The organism is Nonomuraea dietziae (genome assembly GCF_014195505.1).
In the GTDB taxonomy this organism is placed as follows: Bacteria; Actinomycetota; Actinomycetes; order Streptosporangiales; family Streptosporangiaceae; genus Nonomuraea; species Nonomuraea roseola.
Map to the genome: position 1 here is coordinate 7,872,409 of NZ_JACIBV010000001.1, position 21,404 is coordinate 7,893,812.

Genomic DNA, 21,404 nt, shown 5'->3' on the forward strand with positions numbered 1-21,404 from the left:
TTCGGCCGCGATGAACTCTCTCGTGTCCCTACGAAAGAGAAGGAGTCATGCGATGTCGCGTTCTTCCAGGGTCGGCAGGCGGCTCACGGCCGTCGTGCTCGGCGTCCTCGCCGCCGGCGTGATCGGCGGTGCCACCGCCGCTCCGGCCCAGGCGCAGGACATGGAGTGGGTGTGGGACTGGTGCTTCGACTGGGAGGGCGGCGGCTACGGCATGTGCTGGCGTCACCTCTGAGGCGGGCTCAGAAGTAGCGCGGAGTGAGGTCCGTCGTCGGCCACGACGTGATGCCCATGGCGGCGTCGTACAGCTCGTCCAGCAGCGCGTCGTAGTCGGCGGCGCCCTCCTCCTCCCGCCGGTTGAACGTCGCGCAGTAGGTGACTCCGTTGTGCATGCGGGACAGGATCGCGAACGTGCCGGGCAGCGAGCCGGTGTGCCAGGTGTTGAGGCCTGAGCCCATGGTGCGCACCCACCAGCCGCCCGCGTACCACGAGCCGTGCTGGTTGAGGCCGGTCTCGGGCTTGGCCAGCAGTTTGGCGACCGAGGCGGAGCTCAGCACGCCGCCACCGCCCGTGAAGATCGTGGAGAGTCTGACCAGGTCGACCGCCGAGGCCAGCCAGCCTCCCGCCGAGTCGAGGTTGGCGTAGTTGGCGCCGCCGTACGGGTGGGGGACCACGGCGCCCGAGTCGTCCAGCACCGTCTTGGCCGTGTACTTCGAGTGGTAGGGCAGGCCCTCCTCGACGCTCCTGCTCAGCCGCATCCTGGTGATGCCGACAGGGGCGAGCACCTTCTGCTTGACGTACGACTCGTAGCTCTGGCCCGAGACCTTCTCGATGATCCGGCCCAGCAGCAGGAAGTTGTAGTTGTTGTACGACATGCGGGTGCCGGGGGCGAAGTCGAGCGGCCGCTGGGTGGCGTACGTGAGGATGTGAGCGTGCGTGATGGGCAGCGGCACGTCCAGGGTCGCCGAGATGGCGTGGTCGGAGAACAGGTAGTCGCGCTTGGACACCTCCTTGTCCCAGCCGCCGAGGTTCTGCATCAGGCGCAGGACGGTCACCTTGGCGAGGCGCGCGTCGGCCGCGGCCGACAGGCCGAGCAGCGTGGTCACGGAGGCGCCGAGCGAGAGCTTGCCGTCCTGGACGAGTCGCATGATCGCGGCGCTGGTGATGTGCTTGCTCAGGCTGGCGATCCGGAACAGCGAGGTCGGCTGCACCAGTGCGAGGCCGGCGGTGTTCCCCCGCCAGATGAGAGGCCCAGCGGTGGGGGAGGCGCTCGGGCTGGGGCTCGGGCTGACGCTGGGGCTCGGGGTCGCGGTGGGCGTCGGCGTCGGAGACGGGCTGGGCGAGGGAGCGCGGGTGAAGGAGTAGTGCCCGTAGCCGCGGGCCAGCACGATCTTGCCGTTCCTCGAGACCGCGAGCTGGGCGCAGCTGATCGAGCGCGCCTGGACGAAGGTCTTCAGCATGGTGTCGAGGCGGGCGAGCTGGGCGGGAACGATGCCCGTGGTGGTCAGCTCGCTCGCGGCCGCCGCCGGACGCAGGCCGAGGGTGAGAGCGGGTACGGCTCCCGCGCTCGCTGTGAGAAGGTTCCTGCGGCTGATCCTCGTCACTGCTGACTCCCTAGTTCCAGATATGTCAGGCAGCACCGTATATTACGGACATCTCGTAGGTGGGGTTTGTGGTCGAATAATGGTGGCGTCCCCGAAAGCCACCGACTTGGATGTCCCTATGGAGCTGCGGCGGTTGCGGTACTTCCGCGCGGTGGCCGAGGAGGCCAACCTCACCAGGGCGGCGGAGTGGCTCGGCATCCGCGCGACCTCGCTCAGCTCGCAGATCATCGCGTTGGAGCGCGAGCTCGGCGCCGCGCTGTTTCGGCGGACACCCGCAGGGATGGAGCTCACGGCGGCGGGGAGAGCGCTGTTCGCCCACGCCACAGGGGTGCTGGAGGCGGCGGAGTCGGCCGAGCGCGCCGTGCGCGACGCCGCGGACGACGAGCGGGCGCTGCGCATCGGTGTGACGCCCGGCAGTCCGCCATGGGCGGTGCGGGCGTTGTGGCGGGGCGCGAACGTGGAGGCGCGTGACCTCTCCGTGGCACGCCAGCTCACCTCGCTGCGCGCGGGGGAGCTGGACGGCGGGTTGCTCGTGCTTCCCGCCGACACGTCAGGGCTCGGCTCCGCGCTGGTCAGCGAGGCGCGGCTGGGCGTGCTCGTGTCCCGCGACCACCCCTTGGCGGCTCGGCCCCGCGCGAGCTGGGCCGACCTGGACGGCCAGGAGCTGTTGTGGTTCGACAGGCGGCTGGCTCCCGGCTACCACGAGGCGGTGCTGAGCGCGTGCCGCCAGGCGGGCTGGCGGCCCGTCCGGGTGCGGGAGGGCGCCGCCAGGCACGGCCTGCTCGCGGCCGAGCTGTCGCACGGGGGCGCTCTGGTGGCTCTTCGCCCCCGGTGGGACATGCGCGAGGGTGACGGGCTGACGTGGCTCCCGCTGTGCGGCGGCCCGTCGGTCCGGCACGCGCTGGTCTGGGATCCCGCGCGGGAGCACGCTGGTCGCCTCCATGATCTGGCCGCCCACCTGGCACGTGAGGCGCCGCCTCACGGTCATGAGGAGACACCTCGTGGACGGGGATGACAGCCCCGCCTAGCTTGCCTGACATGGCACTTTCTCACTGGGGATTCATCTACATGGCCGACGGCTGCGACCCCGATCGCGACGTCTCGATCATCGAGACCGGCGCCAGCAGCACCGTTCTGGTCGGGATCGGACGGCACGACCAGCTCGTGGAGGCGGCCGTCAGGCTGGTCGCCGACGGCGCCCAGCTCGTGGAGCTGTGCGGGGCCTTCGGCCCGACCTGGACGGCGCGCGTGATCGAGGCGGTGGGCGGCGCCGTACCGGTGGGAGCGGTCGGTTACGGCCCCGAAGCGGTCGACCAGCTGCACGCGATCTTCTCCTGACGACCGAGGGTCAGCGCACCTCCTTGCGGACCACGCGCAGGACGCCCGCGGCCATCGGCAGGACGATGCAGAGGAGCACGGACACGGCCAGCCGAGTCGCGTCGCCACCGGTCAGTGCGCCGTCCATCAGGGGACCGGTGGTGGCGCCCAGGTCGAACCACTCGGCCAGGAAACTGCCGGTGGGACCGGACCGTCCGACGGCGCTCCACAACACCGGCGCCGCCAGGCAGATCACGATCGCGGCCGGGGCGTTGAGGAGCAACATGCCCAGGGCGAGCCCCTGTGCGACCACGAGCACACCCGTGACGGCCCACCCCAGCAGGGCCAGGGGGTCGGCATCCCAGACGGCGGGGACGTCCTGCACGTCGGCGACCACAGCCGTCACGGGCACCGCGACCAGCACCGCGAACAGGCTCGCCACCACTGCCGTGATCAACGGGGGCAGGCACTTGGCCAGCAGCACCCGACGGCGTCGGGGTTCGAGCGCGAACGTGGTCAGGACGGTGCGATGACTCCACTCACCCGTCACGGAGAGGATGCCGAGCACGGGGAGCAACGTCCCGTACCCGATCCCCGCGGTGGTGGCCAGGACGTCCAGCCGCGGACCCGAGGTGAGGCCGCGACCGACGATGGAGGCGAGGGTCAGCGCGATCAGGACGGCGGTCATGATCTTGCCGCTGCGGGTGTCGAAGAGCTTGCGTGTCTCGGCCCGCAGCAGCCGGTGGAACGGGGTCGGGATCGTGGGGTGGGTCATGCCGTGCTCCGTCCGGAATGCGCGGTGAGGTCGAGGAAGGCCTGTTCGAGACCGCGGCCCCCGCTGAGCTCGCCGACGGTGCCCTGCGCGAGGACGCGTCCGCGGCCGATCATCACGATGCGGTCGGCGACCTGCTCCACCTCGTGCAGGAGGTGCGAGCTGAGCAGCACCGAGCAACCCGAGCCCGCGAGGTCGCGCAGCAGCCCGCGCATCCACTGGATGCCGTGGGGGTCGAGTCCGTTGGCGGGCTCGTCAAGGACGAGCGCCTCAGGCCGGCCGAGGAGGGCGTGACCGAGGCCGAGCCGCTGCCTCATGCCGAGCGAGTAGCCGCCGACGGTCTGCCGTCCCTGCCTGGCGGTGAGCCCGACCAGGTCGAGGATGTCGTCGACGCGTGACCTCGGCAGGCCGAGGACGATCGCGCCGAGGGTCAGGATCTCCCGCCCCGTGCGGCCCGGATGCTGGGCGCCGGCGTCGAGCAGCGTGCCGACCCGGTAGGCGGGGCGGTCCAGCTGTCCGTACGGCCGGCCGAGCACGGTGGCCGAGCCCGAGGTGGGACGGGACAGGCCGGTCAGGATACGCATGGCCGTCGACTTGCCCGCGCCGTTGGGGCCGAGGAAGCCGGTGACGGATCCCGGTTCGACGGTGAAGGACACGTCGTCGAGCGCCTTCACCTCTTTGTAGACCTTGCTGACGTTGTTGAACTCGATCACGCATCAAGTCCAGCGGACGCGCGGCCGAGCGTCATCGCCCCCAGGTAGCGCGCTGCCGCCTGCGATGTAGACCTGCGGCCAGGCAGGTGTCGACCTGGGTCGCTGAGCGCGGCTGCCCGCGGTACCTAGGCTGAGGGCGTGCACGATCCCACGGAGTACCAGCCGCCCTTGGACCGGCTCGGCATGGCGCTGCGCTACCTGTTCGCCGCGCTGCCATTGCTGTTCTACGGCATCCTCCTGGTCTCGATGACCGACCGCGCCCCCTCCGCCCTGGACGTGCCGAGGTCGCTGCTGCTCGACATGGGGCTCGGAGCGATCGCCCTGGTCCTGATGCGATGGCGGCGCCGGTGGCCATGGCAGGTCGCCCTGGCCACGGCCCTGCTGACCGTCATCTCCTTCACCGCGACCGCTCCGGCGTGCGTCGCGTACGGGTCCCTGTGCACGCATCGCCGGTGGCGGCAGCTGGTGCCGGTCGCGGTCGTGTTCTGGCTGTGCCTGGTGGCCTCCACCAGGTGGCAGGGCACCGGCCAGCTGACCGTCTTCTACGGGGTCGTCGGGGCCCTCGCGCTGGGAGGGTTGACCGTCCTCGGCCTCTACCTGCGCGGACGCCGTGACCTTGCCGCCTCGCAGCGAGCGGCGGAGCGGACCGCGCACCTCCAGCGCGTCGAGCAGGCGCAGATGGCCGAGCGGCTCGCGATCGCGCAGGAGATGCACGACGTTCTCGCCCACCGGATCTCCCTGCTGTCGATGCTCGCCGGCGGCCTGGCGTACAGGAAGGACCTCACCGCCGAGCAGACCCGGGAGGTGGCGTCGGCGATCCAGGAGAACGCGCACCAGTCGCTGAACGAACTGCGCGCCGTCCTCGGCACGCTCAGGCGCGACAGCGTCGCGGAGGCCCCGCAGCCGACCCTGGCCCACCTGGACGCCCTGTTGGACGAGGTGCGCGCGGCCGGACAGCAGGTCGAGGTGGACGACGCGATTCACGACAGGGACCTGCTTCCTGCCCAGACCGCGCGGCACACCTACCGGATCGTGCAGGAGGCCCTGACCAACGCCCGCAAGCACGCGCCGGGCAGCACGGTGACGGCCGAGCTGCGCGGGCGGCCGGGTGGCGGCCTGCGGATCACGGTGAGCAACCCCGTGCCCGCGGGGACGCCCGCGGGTCCCGGCGGCAAGCTGGGGCTGGTCGGCCTGGCCGAACGCGCCAGGATGGCCGGCGGCACCTTGAGCCATGCCGTCAGGAACGGACGCTTCGTCCTCGACGCCCGGCTGCCGTGGAAGGCTTGACACCGTGACTCGACTGGTGCTCGTGGATGACGACCCGATGGTGCGGACAGGGCTGCGCCTGATCCTCGGTGGCGATCCAGGCCTCGAGATCGTCGGCGAAGCGGGCGACGGCCTGCGGGCCATGGCGGTGGTGCGCGACCTCAGGCCCGACGTCGTGCTGATGGACATCAGGATGCCCGTCCAGGACGGGCTGACCACCACGGAGCTGATGCTGGCCAGGCCGCATCCGCCCAGGATCCTCATCCTCACCACCTTCGACGCCGACGACATGGTGCTGCGCGCCCTCGAGCTCGGCGCGAGCGGCTTCCTGCTCAAGGACACCCCGCCGCCGAAGATGATCGAGGCGGTCCACGCCGTGGCGAACGGCGAGCCGGTGCTGTCCCCCAGCGTCGTCCACCAGGTGATCGCCGCGGCCACCGGCAGGCACGAGCCGCGGCGCCCCGAAGCGCGGCGGGAGCTGGCCAGGCTCACCGAACGCGAGCGCGAGGTCGCGATCGAGGTGGCCAGGGGCAGCTCGAACGCCGAGATCGCCGAACGTCTGCACATGAGCGTCGCGACGGTGAAGGCGAACGTGACGCGGATCTTCGCCAAGCTGGAGACCGACAACCGCGTCCACGTCGCCATGAGGGTGCGCGACGCGGGCCTGCTGTGAACGGGCGCAGGGGCCGGCAGCGAGGCGGCGGGTCAGACGCGAGCTCGGAGCCGCCCGCGCAGCGGCGGCGGCTGGCGCGGAGGTCAGGGTCGATGCCGGGTGGCCGAGGACGCACGCGCGCCGCGGCCCAGCACGGGGACGAGCACGGCCGCGACCGCCAGATGCATGAGGGACAGCATGACCTTGGCCCCCGTCGTGGCTCCGGCGCCGAGTATCGGCACGAAGGACAGCACAAGGACCGCGACGGCCAGCACCGTCCAGACGAGCCCGGCGCGACGCGGCGCGCGGCGTTCCAGTACGGCGAGCACTCCCCAGCCGAGCAGCGACAGGATCAGCGTGAAGCCGGCCACCATCGGCAGGCCGACGACCATGGGCGGCCGGCCGTCGCGCTGATCGACCGTGAGGTCGATGCCCAAGGCGAGGGCGAGGAGCCAGAGCAGGCTGGTGGCCAGGACGGCGCCCGCCACCGCGACGGGTCGTGACCGGCGGCGTCCGAGTCGGGCGCCGCCGGTGGTGGTGGCCATGTCGGCCATGGGGTCCTCCTTCAGTGGCGGATAACTGATCCTCAAATGTAGGAGGGAAGCTGAAGATGACGAATGCTTCACAGTCGCAGATTCATACGTCATCGTCTTCTGCTAGCGTCGCCGCATGGATGTGCTCAGCGATGTGATCGCCATCATGCGCTCCGGGCGGCCCCGCTCGGCAAGGGTCGCGTGGCACGGTCCGTGGGGGCAGCGCTTCCCCTCGGTGCCGGGCTCGGCCGGGTTCCAGGTCGTCCTGCAGGGGTCCTGCTGGCTCATCCCGCCGACCGGCGACCCTGTCGCGCTCGGCGTGGGCGACGTGGTGTTCTTCCCTCACGGCCACGGTTACGGCCTGGCCGACAGCCCTGCGGCGTCGCTGGCCGAGCCCGCCTGCGACCCGATGGAGGACACCGAGCTGTTCGTCTCCGACCTCGTCGGGCGGAGCGGGCCCGTCACGGTGACACTGTGCGGCGGCTACCAGCTCGACCCCGCCAGGGCCCACCCTCTCCTGCGCGACCTGCCCGAGGTCATCCACCTGCCCGCCAGGGTCGGCCGGCACCCCGAGCTGCGCGCGGCGGTCGACCTGCTCGGCGCCGAGGTCGACCGTCCAGGCCTGGGCGCCGACACCCTCGTGCTCGCCCTGCTGGACATGCTGCTGGTGTACATCCTGCGCGCCTGGTTCGCCGACCGGCCCGCGGGGAGCCAGGCCGCCGGCTGGTCGGCCGCCCTGGCCGACCCTGCGGTCAACGCCGCCCTGCACGCCATCCACCAGGACCCCGCCCAGCCCTGGACGGTCCAGACCCTCGCCGACCGGGCGCGCCTGTCGCGGGCCGCCTTCTCCAAGCGCTTCACCGCCCTGGCAGGCCAGCCGCCCCTCACCTACCTGACCTGGTGGCGCCTGGCCGTCGCGGCGCGGATGCTGCGAGAGTCCGACGCCCAGCTCGGCGAGGTCGCCACGCGCGTCGGCTACACCTCCGAGTTCGCCTTCGCCAACGCCTTCAAGCGCGAGTACGGTCTCGCGCCGGGCCGGTACCGCCGTCAGGGCGGAGAGGCGGCCTCCGCCTCCGCCGCGACGTAGGTCATGCGGGCGGCGCTAGATCGACGAGCGGTTGACCGAGCGTGGCAGCAGTGCGAGCAGGACGACCAGCGCGGCGGCCACCGGCACCCCCCAGAAGAGCACCTCGGGGACGGCGGCGGCCGTCGCCTCGGCGGTCTGGGCGCCGCTGCCCTGCAGTTCCCTGGTCAGCAGGCTGCCGAAGCTCGCCACGCCGAGCGACATGCCGAGGCCGCGCACCGACAGCGTGGCGGAGGTGACGGCCGCGAGATCGGCGGGCGAGGCGGCGTTCTGCGCGACGACCACCAGGTTCTGCATCAGGAGCCCGAACCCGACGCCCAGCACGCCGAGTTCGAGGGCGAGCACGGCGTAGGCGGTCCCCGGTCCGATCTGGCTGACCAGCGCGAAGCCCAGCACCACGACGAGCGAGCCGGCGACGAGCGAGGACTTGTACCCGCCGCTCCTGCCGACGCGGGCGCCGGCGAGGAACGACACCGCCATGAAGGTGACGACGTACGGGTTGAGCGCGAGGCCCGCCTGCGTGGCGCCCATGCCGTACGCGCCCTGCAGATAGGTGGGCAGGTAGACGACCGAGCCGCCGAGCAGCGCACCGAGGAGCACGGTGGCGGGCAGGGCGACCCGCAGCGCGGGGTCGGCGAACAGCCTCGGCGGAAGCAGCGGGTTGACCGCCCGCCGCTCCCACCACACGAAAGCCGTCAGAAGGACGGCGAAGGCGCCGACCAGCCCGAGGATCACGGCCGAGGTCCACGCGTGGGCGCGACCGCCCCACTCGGCCACCAGCAGCAGGCTCACCGTCGCCCCGACGAGCAGCACGGACCCCGTGACGTCGACCCTGCCGCCCCCTCCTGCCCTCGGCAGCCGCAGCGCGAACGCGACCATGGCGATGCTGAGCAGGCCGAGCGGCAGGTTGATGTAGAAGATCCAGCGCCAGCCCACGGCGTCGGTGATCGCCCCGCCGGCCAGCGGCCCGCCCACGCTGGCGACGGCGAAGACACCGCCGGTGAGGCCCTGCACCCTGCCGCGCAGGCGCTGCGGGTAGAGCTCGGACAGCGCGATCGTGGGCAGGACGAACAGCGCGCCCGCGCCGATGCCCTGCAGCGTCCTGGCGGCGATCAGCTGGGGTGTCGACTGCGCCAGGCCGCACAGCACGGAGCCCGCGATGAAGACGGCGACCGCGGTGACGAAGACGGCGCGCCGTCCGAATCTGTCGCTGAAGCGGCCGTAGAGCGCGCCGGTGGTGGTCGAGGCCAGCACGTAGGAGGTCACGATCCAGCCGATGGCGTCCATGCCGCCCAGGTCGGCGGCGATGTCGGGCAGCGCGATGGCCACCACCGTCTGGTCCAGGACCGACAGCAGCATGCCGATCAGGAGCCCGGCCGTGGCCAGCGGAACCCGGCTCGCGCCGGCCGGGGCGTCGGATGCGGTCTGGACGGACTGCGTGGACACGACGCTCAACCCCCGGCCCTGGCGAACGGGTGGGGCAGGGCGAAGTCGGCGCTGAGCAGGTCCTGGTCGATGACCGCCGCCGCGACGGTGCCGCCCGCCGCGGCGGCGACGACGGCGGCCATCGGCATCGGCACGGTCGCCCTTCGCGCCATGTCGCCTGCCGCGTAGACGCCCGGCACGCTGGTCTGGCCGAACTCGTTCACCTCCACGCAGCCGTCGGAGAAGGCCCTGCAGCCCAGCCGGGCGGCCAGACCTGAGCGCTGGCGTGGCGCGTTGACGACGAAGACCGCCTCCCTGTCCAGCGGCGGGCCGCTCTCGAACACGATCTGCTCGAGGCGGTCGCCCGTCGCCTCCAGCCGGGCGACGGGCTCGCATCGCACCGTGACGCCGTTCGATTCGAGCGTCGCGCGCGAGGCCGGATCGAGCGCTCCGCCGTCCGTGCAGAGCGCGACGTCGGAGGCGAAGCGGCTCAGCTGCAGCGCCAGCCGTACACGGGGTGGCTCGGAGCCCATCACCGCGACGGCCTTGCCGGTGCACTCGTAGCCATGGCAGTAGGGGCAGTGGAAGGCGGAGCGGCCCCACAGCGGGCCGGCTCCGCGCGGGCCTGGCAGCTCGTCGGCCAGTCCGGTGGCGAGCAGGAGCCGCCGCGCGACGGCGGTGTCGCCGCCTGACAGAGACAGGCGGAAGCCGCCCCGATCGGCGAAGTCCACGGCGGTGACGGCTTCCTCGCGCACCTGGACGCCCGGGTAGGCCGCCAGCTCGGCGCGGCCGAGTTCGCGCAGCTCGGCGGGTGGGGTCCCGTCGCGAGTGAGGAAGTTGTGGACCGCCCCGGCGGGGGCGTTGCGGCCCTCGCCCGCGTCGATCAGGAGCGTCGTGCGGTGGGCCCTGCCCAGGGTCAGGGCCGCCGACATCCCCGCGGGGCCCGCGCCGACGATGGCGACATCGAACAGGCATGCGTTGCTTGACATGAGAGAGAGTCTGCAAGTTAATGTCAACATGAAGTCAAGTGGTTCCATGCGCATCGGGGAGCTGGCCGAGCGGTTCGGTCTCGCGCCGCACGTGCTGCGCCACTGGGAGTCCATGGGCCTGCTCACCCCCGCCACCAGGGTGAGCGGTCGCCGCCAGTACACCAGCGACCACTTCGTCAGGGTCATGACGATCCTGCGCGCCAAGTCGGCGGGGATGAGCCTGGAGCAGATCAGGGAGGTCCTCGGCGTCCCCGGGCAGAGAGAGCGCAGGGAGATCCTCCAGCGGCACCACGCCGAGCTGGAGCGGCGGCTGCACGAGATCACGGCGTCCAAGGCGCTGATCGAGCACATCATGCAGTGCCAGGCCGACGACTTCACCCAGTGCCCCGGCTACCGGCGGCTGGCCGAGAGCGAGGCCGGTGGCTGGAACCTCCACGAGAACGTGTGCGTGGTGGAGGACCGGCCTGTCTGACGGGAATCGCCGCGACCCGATGGCATGATCCTTGAGGTGGCACAGCGGCGGAAGTTCATGGTCGTGCTGGAGCACGCGGCGCTCGTGACCGGGTTGATCGTGCTCTACTACCTGATCCCGATCGGCGACGGGTCCGACCTTCCGAGGGTCGGCCTGGGAGTGGCTCTCTTCCTCCTGGGCGTGGCCGTCCTGGTCTGGGTGTTCGCCCGCCACACCCTCGCCGTGGCGCGCAGGGACAGGCAGGCTCGGCTGGGGGTGCTGCTGTACCTGCTGTACACCGCGACCTCCTTCTTCGCCCTGAGCTACTACGCGGTCGCCGGGATCGACGGCGACCAGTTCGCGGACCTGCACACCCGCACCGACGCGCTGTACTTCACGGTCGCGACCATCGCCACGGTCGGATTCGGAGACGTGCACGCCGTCGGCCAGCTGGCCCGCGCCCTCGTCACCGTGCAGATGGTCTTCGACCTCGTCATCATCGCGGCGCTGGTGGGCGCCTACCGGCTGACATTCGCCCACAGGAGCGAGCGCTGAAGGCCCACCACCACGCGGTGTGTACGGTTCTCGCATGCGGTTCGGGGTGCTCGGTCCACTGACGGTGTGGGACGCCGAGGGGAATGCGGTCAGGATCTCCGAGGCGAAGGTCAGGGCGCTCCTCGCCGACCTGCTGGTGCACGAGGGACGGCCGGTCTCCGCCGACCGGCTCATCGACGACCTGTGGGGCCAGGAGCCGCCGGGCAACCCCGCCAACGCCCTCCAGGCCAAGGTCTCCCAGCTGCGCAGGGCTCTCGGCCGCGACAGGGTGGTCTACCAGGCGCCCGGCTACCGGCTCCGCCTCGACGAGCAGGGCGACGAGGTGGACGCGCTCCTGTTCCAGAGCCTGGCGGGCAGGGCCCGCCTGGCCGGCGACCCCAGGGCGAGGGTCGCGCTGCTCACCGAGGCGCTCGAGCTGTGGCGCGGGCCGGCGTTCGCCGAGTTCGCCGACGAGGAGTTCGTGCGGACGGCCGCGCAGCGCCTGGCCGACCAGCGCCTGGCCGTCCTGGAGGAGCAGGCCGAGGCCAGGCTGGAGTCGGGTGACCGTACCCTGCTCGTGGGGGAGCTCGCGGACCTGGTGGCGCGCCATCCGCTGAGGGAGCGGCTGCGCGCCGTCCAGATCCGCGCCCTCTACCTGGCGGGTCGCCAGAGCGAGGCGCTGGCCTCGTACGCGGAGCTGCGGGAGCGCCTGGCCGAGGAGCTGGGCCTCGATCCGAGTCCTGAGCTGGCCGAGCTCCACCAGGCGATCCTGCGCCAGGACGTGACACCGCCCGCGTTCACCGGAGGGCAGGCGGACGCCGGCCCGTCGCAGCGGCCCCGGTCGAATCTCCCCGCCGCGCTCACCGCGCTGGTCGGCCGCGACCGGTCCATGGACGAGATCGGCCGGCTCCTCGGCACCGCGCGCCTGGTCACCCTCACAGGCTCGGGCGGGGTCGGCAAGACACGGCTCGCCGTGGAGAGCGCCGCCAGGCTCGCGGCCCACGTGCCCGACGGGGTGTGGCTGGTCGAACTGGCGGGGCAGGGCGGCGACCTGGCGGACCTGGCGCAGCTGGTCGCCGCCGTGCTCGGTGTCAGGGACGACGTGCCCTCGGGCCCGCAGCGGCTCGGCGTCGCTCCCGCGCCCGCAGAACGGCTCGCCGCCGCCCTGCGCGACCGCAGCGTCCTGCTCGTCCTCGACAACTGCGAACACGTCGTCGAAGCCGCCGCCGAACTCGCGCGGCTGCTGTTGCGCGCCGCGCCGGGACTGCGTGTCCTTGCTACCAGCCAGGAGCCGCTGGGCCTGGCGGGCGAGGCGGTCTTCCTGGTGGAGCCGCTCGAGGCGGCCGACGCCGTACGGCTGTTCGCCCAGCGCGCCGCCGCGGCGGCCCCGGGCTTCTCGCTCGACGGCGCCACCCGCGAGACCCTGGAGGCGGTGGCGGAGATCTGCCGCCGCCTCGACGGCATTCCGCTCGCCCTCGAACTGGCGGCGACCAGGGTGCGCGCGCTGGGGGTGCGGGAGCTGGCGGCCCGCCTCGACGACCGGTTCAGGCTGCTGACCTCGGGACAGCGCGGAGCGCCCGCGCGGCAGCAGACGTTGCGCGCGATGATCGACTGGAGCTGGGAGCTGCTCGGCGAGCGGGAACGCGTCGTGCTGCGCCGTCTGGCCGTGCACAGCGACGGCTGCGCCCTGGACGCCGCGGAGGCGGTGTGCGCGGGTGACGGCGTGTTCCCCGAGGAGGTGCTCGACCTGGTCACCCGCCTGGTCGACCGCTCCCTCGTCGTCGTGGTCGACGGGCCCGCAGGTCCCCGCTACCGGCTGCTGGAGTCCGTGGCGGCGTACGCGATGGAGCGCCTGCGCGAGGCGGAGGACGTCGCCGAGGTCAGGGAGCGGCACCTACGCCACTACCTGGATCTCGCGGAGCGGGCGGATCCCCACCTTCGCGGCGCCCCGCAACGGGAGTGGCTCGGCAGGCTCGACGCCGAGGCCGCCAACCTGCGCTCGGCGCTCGACGAGGCGACCCGGCGCGCAGCCGAAGCGGGGACGCCCGCGCCCGAGGCGGTACGGCTGGCCACCGCTCTCGCCTGGTGGTGGCTGCTGCGCGGACGGCTGAACGAGGCGGGTCGCGCCCTGTCCGGCGTGCTCGCCGTCGCTCCGGGCGCCGCCGAGCTCCACGTGCTCCGCGACGCCTTCGCCCTGCTGACAGGCGACAGGTCCAGCACGGGGGAGTGCCCTGAAGCGGCGATCGAGGACCCAGGGCGGCGCGGCCTGGCCGTGTGGATCTACGCGTACGGTCTGTTCAACGCCGGTGATCTCGCCGCCGCCGAGGAGGCCAACGCCCGCGCCCTCGACCTCTTCGCCGTCGCGGGCGACCGGTGGGGCAGCGCCGCCGCTCTGGGGCTGCGCGCCATGCAGGCGCTGATGCGCGGCGACCTCGACGGCATCGCCGGCGACGGCGTGCGCAGTGCGCGGCTCTTCCGAGAGCTCGGCGACCGCTGGGGAGAGCTGCAGACCGTCTCGCCGCTCGCCGCGCTCGCCGAGATCAAGGGCGACTACGAGGAGGCCGCGCGCCTGCAGAGAGAGGGGCTGCGCATCGCGCAGGAGCTGGGCCTCGAGACGGAGGTGTCGGCGCGCTACTCGGGGCTCGGCAGGCTCGCGCTGCTCGCCCACGAGTGGGACAGGGCCCGTGAGCTGCATGAGCGGGCGCGGCGGCTGGCCGTCGAGCAGGGCTACAAGTACGGCGAGGTCCACTCGGAGATGGGGCTCGCGCTGGGGGCGCGCCGCTCGGGCGACCTCGACGAGGCCGAGGCGCGGCTGCTGCGCCTGCGCGACGCGGCGGTGTCCTCGCGTGTGGGCGAGCATCTGCTGCTCGCGGAGCTCGGCTTCGTCGCCGAACAGCGGGGAGACAGGGCGGGGGCGACGGCCCACCATCTCCTCGGGCTGCGGATCGCCCGTTCCATCGAGGAGCCGCGCGCCATGGCCCTCTCTCTCGAGGGCCTGGCGGGGGCGGCGGCGCTCGCGGGGGACGCCGACGGCGGCGGGTGCGCGGCCCTGCTGCTCGGCGCGGCGCAGGCCGCGCGCCTGAGCGTGGACGCCCCGCTGCCGCGCGCCGAGCGCGGCGACGTCGACAGGATCACGGCGGCGGCGAAGGCCGCCCTGGGACAGGCGGCCTTCGCCGAGGCCTTCCGGCGGGGCGCGACCCTGTCACCCGAGGAGGCCGCGCTCATCGCCACGAAGGTGCTGCCGCCCACGCCCTCCTCGGCGGAGGACGTCTGACGGGCGCGACCGGTCACGCGGCGGCCGGGCTGAGCGTCTCGGCCCTGCGGACGGCGTCCAGCGTGGGGTAGTCGGTGTATCCGCTCTCCCCGCCGACGTACATCAGGCCCGTGTCACGCACCGGGTTGAGCGGCGCGCCCGTCCGCAGCCGCTCGACCAGGTCGGGGTTTGCCAGGAACGCGCGGCCGAGCGAGATCAGGTCGGCTCCCGCGGCCAGGAGCCGCTCGCCCTCCCTCCTGCCGCCGTCGGCGGGCAGGGGTCCCGGCCACGGCAGCATCGGGTTGGCGATCAGCGTGCCCTGCCAGCGCCTGCGCAGGTCGTGGAAGAGCGGCTGGCCGGGGTCGGCGAAGACGACATGCAGGTAGGCCATGCCGACGTCCGCCAGCGCGTCGAGCAGCGCCGGATAGATGGCGCCGGTGTCGCCCTCCTCGATGCCGTTGACGGTGAGCCCTGGGGCGATGCGCAGTCCGACCCGCTCGGGGCCGACCGCGTCGGCGACGGCCTTGACCACCTCCACCGCGAACCGGATGCGGCCCGCCACCGAGCCGCCGTAGGCGTCGGTGCGGTGGTTGGTGCCCCCCGCGAGGAACTGGTGGATGAGGTAGCCGTTGGCGCCGTGCACCTCCACCCCGGCGAAGCCCGCGTCGACGGCGTTGCGGGCGGCGGCGGCGAAGTCGGCCACGGTGGCGTGGATCTCGTCGATGGTCATCTCCCTCGGCACGACGGCCGGCTGGTGCCCGCTCGGGGTGAAGATCGTGTCGGGGAGCGGGACCGGTGAGGGCGCGACCGGCACCAGTCCGCTGTTGTCGGGGTGGCCCACCCGCCCGCCGTGCTGCAGCTGCAGGAACATCCGGCCACCGGCGGCGCGCACCGCGTCGGTCACCTGCCGCCACCCGGCCACGTGCGCCCGGTCGTGGATCGCGGTGATGTTGGGATAGGTCTGCCCCACGGCGTTCGGGGTGGACGCCTCCGCGATGATCAACCCGGCCGAGGCCCGCTGGGCGTAGTAGGTGGCCATGATCGGCTGCGGGACGCCGTCGGCTGCGGCGCGGTTGCGGGTCATCGGCGCCATCACCAGGCGGTTGGGAAGGCGGAGGTCGCCGAGGCTCGCGGGTTCGAACAGGCGGGACGTCACCGGTGCGTTCGCGGTGGTGGCCTCGTCGGCGTACGTCGTCATGATCTGCTCCCTGCTGCGTGGTTTCGCTGACAGGGACGACTGTGCTCTCAGGCGCTTCGGAGGCGCTGACGGTCGGCTGACGCGCGGCACGAGGCGGGCGTCAGCCCCTTGCGCCCCGGGGCTGACACGCGTCACGTAGCGGGCGTCAGCCCTTGCGCACCGGCAGGCGAGCAGGGCGGATGATGATGCTGCCCGACGTCCACCGCACGTCCTCGGCCGCTCCCGCGAGCGTGAGACCGGGCAGCCGCCGGACGAGGACGCAGAGGATCTCCTGCAGCTCCATGCGCGCCAGGTTCGCGCCCAGGCAGTAGTGCGGGCCACGGCCGAAGGCGAGGTGCTGGGCCGTCTCGCGTCGCAGGTCCATGGTGTGCGGGTCGGGGAAGACCGAGGGGTCGAAGTTGGCTCCCGCGAAGGAGGCGATCACTCCCTCGCCCTTTCCGCACCGTGCCCGAAGGCAGCTCGACGTCCTCGGTGGCCACCCTGAGCAGCGGGCTGTCGCCGGGCTGCTCCATCCTGAGCAGCTCCTCCACCGCGCCGGGCACCAGCTCGGGCCGGGCGGCCAGGCGGGCGTAGCCGTCGCGGGGGTCGAGCAGCCTGAGCACCGCCCTCCCCAGCACCGATCCGGTCGTCTCGTGCCCCGCGAGGAACAGTCCCAGCGCGTTGCGCACGAGCTCGTCCTCGTTCAGCCGGTCCTCACCGTCGCGGGCGTGGATCATCGCGGCCAGCAGGCCGTCCCCCGGATCCTCCCGATGCTCGGCGATCACCTCGGCCATGTAGGCGTAGAACTCCATGGCCGCGGTGAGCTTGTCCTCCTCCGACAGGCTGGAGGTGGACAGCATCGCGTCCGACCAGGCCCGAACCCGTACGGAGTCGATTCCCGGCACGCCCATGACGTCGCAGATGACCTGGATGGGCAGGGGGAAGGCGAAGTCGTGCAGGAACTCGAACTCCTCCCCAAGCCCCTCGATGAGCTCGGCGGTGAGCTCGCGCAGCCTGGGCCGCCAGCCGTTGACCACACGCGGCGTGAACACCCCCGACAGCAGCCTGCGCAGCCGGGTGTGATCGGGCGGGTCCATGCTGGTGAGGGTCCCGGGGGAGTCGGCGATGGTGAACCCGGGAAACATCCGGGGCGCGCCAGGGCGGCTGAGGTCGCGGCTGAACCGCGGGTCGCTCAACACGGCCACGGCGTCCTCGTGGGTCGTGGTGAGGTACGCCGTGTCCCCGCTGGGCAGCAGCACCTTGCCGAGGGGCTCCTTGGCCCGCCGCTCGGCGTACGTCTGCGCAGGGACTCCCCGTGGACCGGGTACGAACGGGTAGCGCTCAAAGTCGGCCATGAACCGGACGCTATCCACTGATCCACCGACGTGACAGGCCTGAGGCGCGGCTAGATCTCCCTGAGCGCGGGAAGCAGCGAGCCCTTCGCCCAGTCGAAGAACGGCTGCTGCTGGTCGGCTCCGATCTGCACCAGCGCCACATGCGTGTACCCGGCGTCGGCGAACTTCCGCACCGCCTGGACGACGGCGTCCACGTCGTCACCGCAGGGCACGCTCTCGGCCACGTCCTCGGGCCGTACCGTGCTCGCCGCGGCCGCGAAGTTCACCGGGCCCGGCAGCTCCGCCATGACCTTCCACCCGCCCACGCCCGACCAGCGCCACAGCCGGTGGGCGCGCTCCTTGGCGGCCTCGGCGTCGGTGTCGTAGGCGATGGGCAGCTGGCCGTAGACCGGCTTGCCCGTACCGCCCGCGGCGTTGAACTGCTGGACCACCTCGGGCATCGGCTCGTTGACCACCAGCAGGTCGCCGAGTTCGGCGGCGATCGCGGCCGAGCGCCCGCCGGAGGCCGCGATGCCGATCGGGACCTGCTCGTCGGGCCGGTCGTAGAGCTTGGCGGAGTCGACGTTGAAGTACTCGCCGTGGTAGGTGACGTAGTCCCCGCCGAACAGCTCCTTGATGATCTCGATCGCCTCGCGGAACATCTCGTGCCGCGTGTCGGCGGGCGGCCAGCCCTCACCGATCACGTGCTCGTTCAGGTTCTCACCCGCGCCCAGGCCGAGCGTGAAGCGGCCGCCGCTCAGCGCCCCCATCGTGGCGGCCTTCTGCGCGACCACGGCAGGGTGGTAACGCATGATCGGGCAGGTGACGTACGTCATGAGCGGGATCCGCTGCGTCGCGTGCGCGACCGCGCCGAGCACCGACCACGCGTAGGGCGAGTGCCCCATCTCCTCGATCCAGGGGAAGTAGTGGTCGGAGATCACCGCGAAGTCGAAGCCGAGTTGCTCGGCGGTGACGGCGTAGTCCACGAGCTGCCGGGGGGGAGTCTGCTCGGACATCAGGGTGTATCCAATGTGCACCATGAAGTCGTGGTTTCCTGGCTTCGGCAAGGATAAGTACCGAACACCGAAGATCAATGATGATCGGCGCAGGCCGTGTGCTCTCCGCTCGGTGTGATGCAGGGTGGGGACATGTCGGTCGCGGACTTTCGCAGGTGGGTGAGCCGTCCATGGGCGGGGGACGCCGCGCTCGCCGTGGTGGTGCTGGCGGCGGAGCTCGGCTCGGCCTCATGGGGTCTCAGCGTCAGGGTCGTGCTGATCGCGGTGGGCGGGGCGGGGCTGATGCTCCTGCGGCGCCGCTACCCGGTCGTCGTGGCCGTGCTGGTCGGCGTGCTCTATGTGGTGGGCGCCCAGCCGCCCCTGTACGACGCGCCGGTCAGCGCCATGATGATCGCGCTCTACAGCGCGGGCCGCCACACCCCGGCGCTCACCTCGGTCGCCGTGGCGGCGGCGGCCGTGACTATCAGCCTGGCGCTCAACGGGGTGGTCATGGGGGCGCCTCTGTCGATGACGCTGCCCCTGGCGCTGTCGCCCGCGATGCCCGTGGCGGCCGGGCACCTCGTCCGGCTGCGGAAGGAGCTGACCGCGCGAAGGGAGCAGCAGGCGGCCGAGCACGCGGTACGCGAGGAGCGCCGGCGCATCGCGCGGGAACTGCACGACGTGATCGCCCACCACGTCAGCGTGGTCGGCCTCTACATGGGTGTGGCCAGGAGGACGATCCCGATCGACGGGGAACGCGCCCAGCGGGCCCTGCTCACAGGGGAGGAGACGGCGCGCAGGGCGATGACCGAGATGCGTCACCTGCTCGACGTGCTGCGCACCGACGGCGAGTCGGTGGAGAACCAGGCGGGCGTCGGGGTGGCGAGGCTGCCGGCGCTGGTCGAGGAGTCGGGCAACGCGGCGCTGGAGGTCACCGGCGAGGCGGTCGAGCTGCCGACGACCGTGGACCACGCCGTCTACCGGATCGTCCAGGAGGCGCTCACCAACACGCGCAAGCACGCGGTGGGCGCCAGCTCCCGCGTACGGCTGGCCTACCTGCCCGGCCTGGTCGAAGTGGAGGTCACCGACGACGGCCAGGCGCGCCAGAGCGGCGGCGTGGGGCTCGGTCTCGCGGGGATGGCCGAACGGGTGTCGCTGTGCGGAGGCCGGCTGCGCGCCGGCCCCTCGCCCGCGGGAGGCTTCGTGGTGCACGCCCAGATCCCCCTGCAGGAGAAGACGTGATCAAGGTACTGCTCGTGGACGACCACGCGCTGGTCAGGGCGGGGCTGCGCCTGCTGCTCGAGACCGAGGACGGACTGACCGCCGTGGGCGAGGCCGTCGACGGGCTCGACGCGGTACGGCAGAGCCACGCCCTGCGCCCCGACGTGGTGCTGATGGACCTCCACCTGCCCGGCATGGACGGCGTGGCCGCCACGGAGCGGATCGTCGCCGAGCTGCCCCAGGTCAGGGTGCTGGCGCTGAGCACGTTCGACCTGGAGGAACACGTGGTGGCGGCGCTGAGGGCCGGCGCGTCGGGCTTCCTGCCCAAGGACGCCTCGCCCGAGGAGCTGATCGAGGGCATCAGGATCGTGCACAGGGGCGAGGCGACGGTGGCGCCCCGGCTGTTGCTCGGCCTGATCGGCACCTTCGTCCGCCCGACCCGCCCCCGTGCGGTCGAGGTCCCCGCCGAGCTGTCCGGGCTGAACGAGCGCGAGAGGCAGGTGCTCGAACTCATCGCGCGCGGACTGTCCAACGGGCAGATCGCCGAGGAGGTCGGTCTCTCGGTCTCGACGGTGAAGAACCGCGTGAGCGACGTCTTCGCCAAGCTCGGAGTCCGTGACAGAGCTCAGGCGGTGATCGCCGCCTACGAGGCCGGCCTGGTCACCCCGGGCGAGCGGGGCCGCTGACCCTCGTCCCCCACACGCCGGTCGCTGTTTCCACCGCCGTGGCGGAGGGGGCGGGAGCGGACGAAGAGCCCACCCGGGGGCGAGGCGTGGGCTCTCGTCGTGCCGGCCGCCCGGTCACCGGCCAGGCACGTCACGCCGGGCTGGTTGTGGCGCGGGGGCCGGAGAATCCCCGGCTCCTACTTGCAGCTGTGGAAGCCGGAGTTGTAGCCGTCACGGAACCCGTTCCACCAGGCGCCGCTGCCTTGGACGTTCAGGTCGTGGGGCTTCTTGGCCTTGCAGTCGGCCCTTCCATCGGTGAACCCCGCGTTGTAGCCCTTGTTGTACTGCTTCTTCTTCTTGGGCTTCGGCGGCAGGGCCGTCGTGACGGTCGTGGTCTCCGATCCGGCCTGGGCGATGGCCGTGGTGCCGAAGCCCGCCGCGCCCTGGGTCACCGTGCTCGCCTGCGCGGCCGCGACCGGTCCGAAGGCGAGAGCGGTGAGGAGTGCTGAGCCGACTAGCAGACGTCGAGTGCCAGGCATTCCCTTCTCCTTTCTCTTCTGCCGGGGCGGCCCGTGGCGATGATCGGCCGGCGAGCTCGCGCTCCGACGTTCCCTGCCATCATCGGAAACGGACTGTCACGCGGCCGCCATGATCGCGTGACGCCTGCGTGACCGGCGTCCTCACCCGCCGGCGGGCTGGAGCTGCGCCACCAGCTCGCACAGCCGTGGCGTCGGCCGCAGCCCGAGCTCGCACTGAAGGCGCTGTGCGTAGCGTGTGAAGTGGCGCAGCGCCTCGACCTGGTTGCCTTCGGCGAGGTGCGCCTGGATGAGCGCGGCGCAGGCGCTCTCACGCAGCGGCTCGGCGTGCAGGGCGGCGCTCGCGGCCGCGACGGCGTCGGCGTGGCGGCGGGCCCTGACGAAGTCGGCGGCCAGCGCCTCCAGGGCGTGCAGGCGTTGCTCGTGCCACTCCTCCGCCGTGGCGAGGACCCAGTCGTCGTACCAGCCAGGCAGCAATCCCGACGACAGCACGGAGACGGCCGAGGGGCTCAGGTCCTCGTCAGGGGTCGGCGCGGTGCGATCGAGGATCCGCAACGCCAGGGAGCGGGCGTGATCGATGTCCACGTCGGTGTCGGGCGAGAGCCGGATCTCGGTGACACCGACGTCGAGCATGCGCCGCCCCGCCCCGTTCAGGCGGGCCAGCGCCGATCGCAGGCTCGCGTACGCGCGCCGCTCCGACGCCTCGGGCCAGAGAGTTCCCGCGATGAGGTTCCTGGGAACGCTCTGGCGGCACAGGGCGACGAACGCCAGGAGGCGTTCCGAACCACTTGGCAGGGTGACCTGGTCGTCCCCTGCCTGGAGCCGGAAGCCGCCCAGGAGATCGACACGCAGAGGAGACCGGTAGCTGCTCTCCATAATCCTCCCG

General features: G+C 72.3%; 22 protein-coding genes and 1 pseudogene. 11 read left to right on the top strand and 12 right to left on the bottom strand.

From position 1 onward, the window contains the following. The first annotated feature begins 52 nt into the window (after positions 1–52). Complete coding sequence (locus FHR33_RS37505) at positions 53–232, top strand: hypothetical protein (RefSeq protein WP_183658227.1); 180 nt, start codon at positions 53–55, stop codon at positions 230–232. A gap of 7 nt (positions 233–239) precedes the next feature. Here the strand turns inward: FHR33_RS37505 and FHR33_RS37510 are convergent, their stop codons facing one another. After that, positions 240–1,601 carry a serine hydrolase domain-containing protein gene (locus tag FHR33_RS37510; RefSeq protein WP_183658229.1) on the bottom strand — a complete coding sequence of 454 codons (1,362 nt, stop codon included), beginning with the start codon at positions 1,599–1,601 and terminating at the stop codon, positions 240–242. 118 nt (positions 1,602–1,719) lie between these two features. On the opposite strand from FHR33_RS37510, the gene FHR33_RS52145 reads away from it, so the two are divergent. Further along, on the top strand, positions 1,720–2,616 hold the full coding sequence (locus tag FHR33_RS52145; protein ID WP_183658231.1) for a LysR family transcriptional regulator: 897 nt from the start codon (positions 1,720–1,722) through the stop codon (positions 2,614–2,616). Positions 2,617–2,639: 23 nt separating this feature from the next. Next, entirely contained in the window at positions 2,640–2,939 is a 300-nt protein-coding gene (locus tag FHR33_RS37520; protein WP_183658233.1) for a DUF6506 family protein, read from the top strand. A 10-nt stretch (positions 2,940–2,949) separates the two neighbouring features. Here FHR33_RS37520 and FHR33_RS37525 read toward each other — a convergent pair whose 3' ends face one another. Together FHR33_RS37525 and FHR33_RS37530 are read right to left on the bottom strand one after the other, a co-directional pair. Next, complete coding sequence (locus tag FHR33_RS37525) at positions 2,950–3,693, bottom strand: ABC transporter permease (RefSeq protein WP_183658235.1); 744 nt, start codon at positions 3,691–3,693, stop codon at positions 2,950–2,952. Next, positions 3,690–4,403: an ABC transporter ATP-binding protein gene (locus FHR33_RS37530; RefSeq protein ID WP_183658237.1), complete on the bottom strand. Its 714-nt coding sequence runs from the start codon at positions 4,401–4,403 to the stop codon at positions 3,690–3,692. Before FHR33_RS37530 ends, FHR33_RS37525 begins: the two co-directional genes overlap by 4 nt. 138 nt (positions 4,404–4,541) lie before the next feature. On the opposite strand from FHR33_RS37530, the gene FHR33_RS52955 reads away from it, so the two are divergent. Further along, positions 4,542–5,690, top strand: coding sequence for a sensor histidine kinase (locus tag FHR33_RS52955; protein ID WP_183658240.1), 1,149 nt, complete (start codon positions 4,542–4,544; stop codon positions 5,688–5,690). Between the two features lie 4 nt (positions 5,691–5,694). After that, complete coding sequence (locus FHR33_RS37540; RefSeq protein ID WP_312895896.1) at positions 5,695–6,342, top strand: response regulator; 648 nt, start codon at positions 5,695–5,697, stop codon at positions 6,340–6,342. Positions 6,343–6,425: 83 nt separating this feature from the next. Here FHR33_RS37540 and FHR33_RS37545 read toward each other — a convergent pair whose 3' ends face one another. Beyond that, positions 6,426–6,875, bottom strand: coding sequence for a DUF6069 family protein (locus FHR33_RS37545; protein WP_183658245.1), 450 nt, complete (start codon positions 6,873–6,875; stop codon positions 6,426–6,428). A gap of 115 nt (positions 6,876–6,990) precedes the next feature. Between FHR33_RS37545 and FHR33_RS37550 the strand changes: the two genes are divergently transcribed. Continuing rightward, a complete protein-coding gene (locus FHR33_RS37550) occupies positions 6,991–7,941 on the top strand; it encodes an AraC family transcriptional regulator (RefSeq protein WP_183658247.1) in 951 nt (316 codons plus the stop codon). A gap of 15 nt (positions 7,942–7,956) precedes the next feature. Here the strand turns inward: FHR33_RS37550 and FHR33_RS37555 are convergent, their stop codons facing one another. Beyond that, the gene (locus FHR33_RS37555) at positions 7,957–9,384 is read right to left on the bottom strand and encodes an MDR family MFS transporter (RefSeq protein ID WP_183658249.1); all 1,428 of its coding nucleotides are present in this window, start codon (positions 9,382–9,384) and stop codon (positions 7,957–7,959) included. Positions 9,385–9,389: 5 nt separating this feature from the next. Beyond that, complete coding sequence (locus tag FHR33_RS37560) at positions 9,390–10,352, bottom strand: NAD(P)/FAD-dependent oxidoreductase (RefSeq protein ID WP_246452303.1); 963 nt, start codon at positions 10,350–10,352, stop codon at positions 9,390–9,392. Positions 10,353–10,380: 28 nt separating this feature from the next. On the opposite strand from FHR33_RS37560, the gene FHR33_RS37565 reads away from it, so the two are divergent. The 3 genes from FHR33_RS37565 to FHR33_RS37575 are packed head-to-tail and all read left to right on the top strand — an operon-like array spanning position 10,381 to position 14,611. Further along, complete coding sequence (locus tag FHR33_RS37565; RefSeq protein WP_246452304.1) at positions 10,381–10,824, top strand: helix-turn-helix domain-containing protein; 444 nt, start codon at positions 10,381–10,383, stop codon at positions 10,822–10,824. Between the two features lie 36 nt (positions 10,825–10,860). Continuing rightward, on the top strand, positions 10,861–11,358 hold the full coding sequence (locus tag FHR33_RS37570; protein ID WP_221241410.1) for an ion channel: 498 nt from the start codon (positions 10,861–10,863) through the stop codon (positions 11,356–11,358). Positions 11,359–11,392: 34 nt separating this feature from the next. Further along, positions 11,393–14,611 carry an AfsR/SARP family transcriptional regulator gene (locus FHR33_RS37575; protein ID WP_183658253.1) on the top strand — a complete coding sequence of 1,073 codons (3,219 nt, stop codon included), beginning with the start codon at positions 11,393–11,395 and terminating at the stop codon, positions 14,609–14,611. Positions 14,612–14,624: 13 nt separating this feature from the next. Here the strand turns inward: FHR33_RS37575 and FHR33_RS37580 are convergent, their stop codons facing one another. The 4 genes and pseudogenes from FHR33_RS37580 to FHR33_RS37595 all read right to left on the bottom strand — a co-directional run bounded on the left by FHR33_RS37580 (position 14,625) and on the right by FHR33_RS37595 (position 18,141). Further along, positions 14,625–15,788: an alkene reductase gene (locus tag FHR33_RS37580; RefSeq protein ID WP_183658255.1), complete on the bottom strand. Its 1,164-nt coding sequence runs from the start codon at positions 15,786–15,788 to the stop codon at positions 14,625–14,627. Between the two features lie 145 nt (positions 15,789–15,933). Further along, positions 15,934–16,212 carry a cytochrome P450 gene (locus tag FHR33_RS53460; protein ID WP_183658257.1) on the bottom strand — a complete coding sequence of 93 codons (279 nt, stop codon included), beginning with the start codon at positions 16,210–16,212 and terminating at the stop codon, positions 15,934–15,936. Between the two features lie 19 nt (positions 16,213–16,231). Further along, positions 16,232–17,122 (bottom strand): annotated as a pseudogene (locus FHR33_RS50970) (cytochrome P450); the annotation flags it as partial. A gap of 50 nt (positions 17,123–17,172) precedes the next feature. Further along, entirely contained in the window at positions 17,173–18,141 is a 969-nt protein-coding gene (locus FHR33_RS37595; protein ID WP_183658263.1) for a TIGR03557 family F420-dependent LLM class oxidoreductase, read from the bottom strand. A gap of 108 nt (positions 18,142–18,249) precedes the next feature. Here FHR33_RS37595 and FHR33_RS37600 point away from each other — a divergent pair, with 108 nt between their 5' ends. After that, entirely contained in the window at positions 18,250–19,338 is a 1,089-nt protein-coding gene (locus tag FHR33_RS37600; RefSeq protein WP_183658266.1) for a sensor histidine kinase, read from the top strand. Continuing rightward, the gene (locus FHR33_RS37605) at positions 19,335–20,003 is read left to right on the top strand and encodes a response regulator (protein ID WP_183658269.1); all 669 of its coding nucleotides are present in this window, start codon (positions 19,335–19,337) and stop codon (positions 20,001–20,003) included. Before FHR33_RS37600 ends, FHR33_RS37605 begins: the two co-directional genes overlap by 4 nt. A 176-nt stretch (positions 20,004–20,179) precedes the next feature. On the opposite strand, the gene FHR33_RS37610 is transcribed toward FHR33_RS37605, so the two are convergent. Both FHR33_RS37610 and FHR33_RS37615 read right to left on the bottom strand, forming a co-directional pair. Beyond that, positions 20,180–20,521: a hypothetical protein gene (locus FHR33_RS37610; RefSeq protein WP_183658272.1), complete on the bottom strand. Its 342-nt coding sequence runs from the start codon at positions 20,519–20,521 to the stop codon at positions 20,180–20,182. Between the two features lie 141 nt (positions 20,522–20,662). Further along, positions 20,663–21,394, bottom strand: coding sequence for an AfsR/SARP family transcriptional regulator (locus FHR33_RS37615; protein ID WP_183658274.1), 732 nt, complete (start codon positions 21,392–21,394; stop codon positions 20,663–20,665). Positions 21,395–21,404 lie beyond the last annotated feature (10 nt).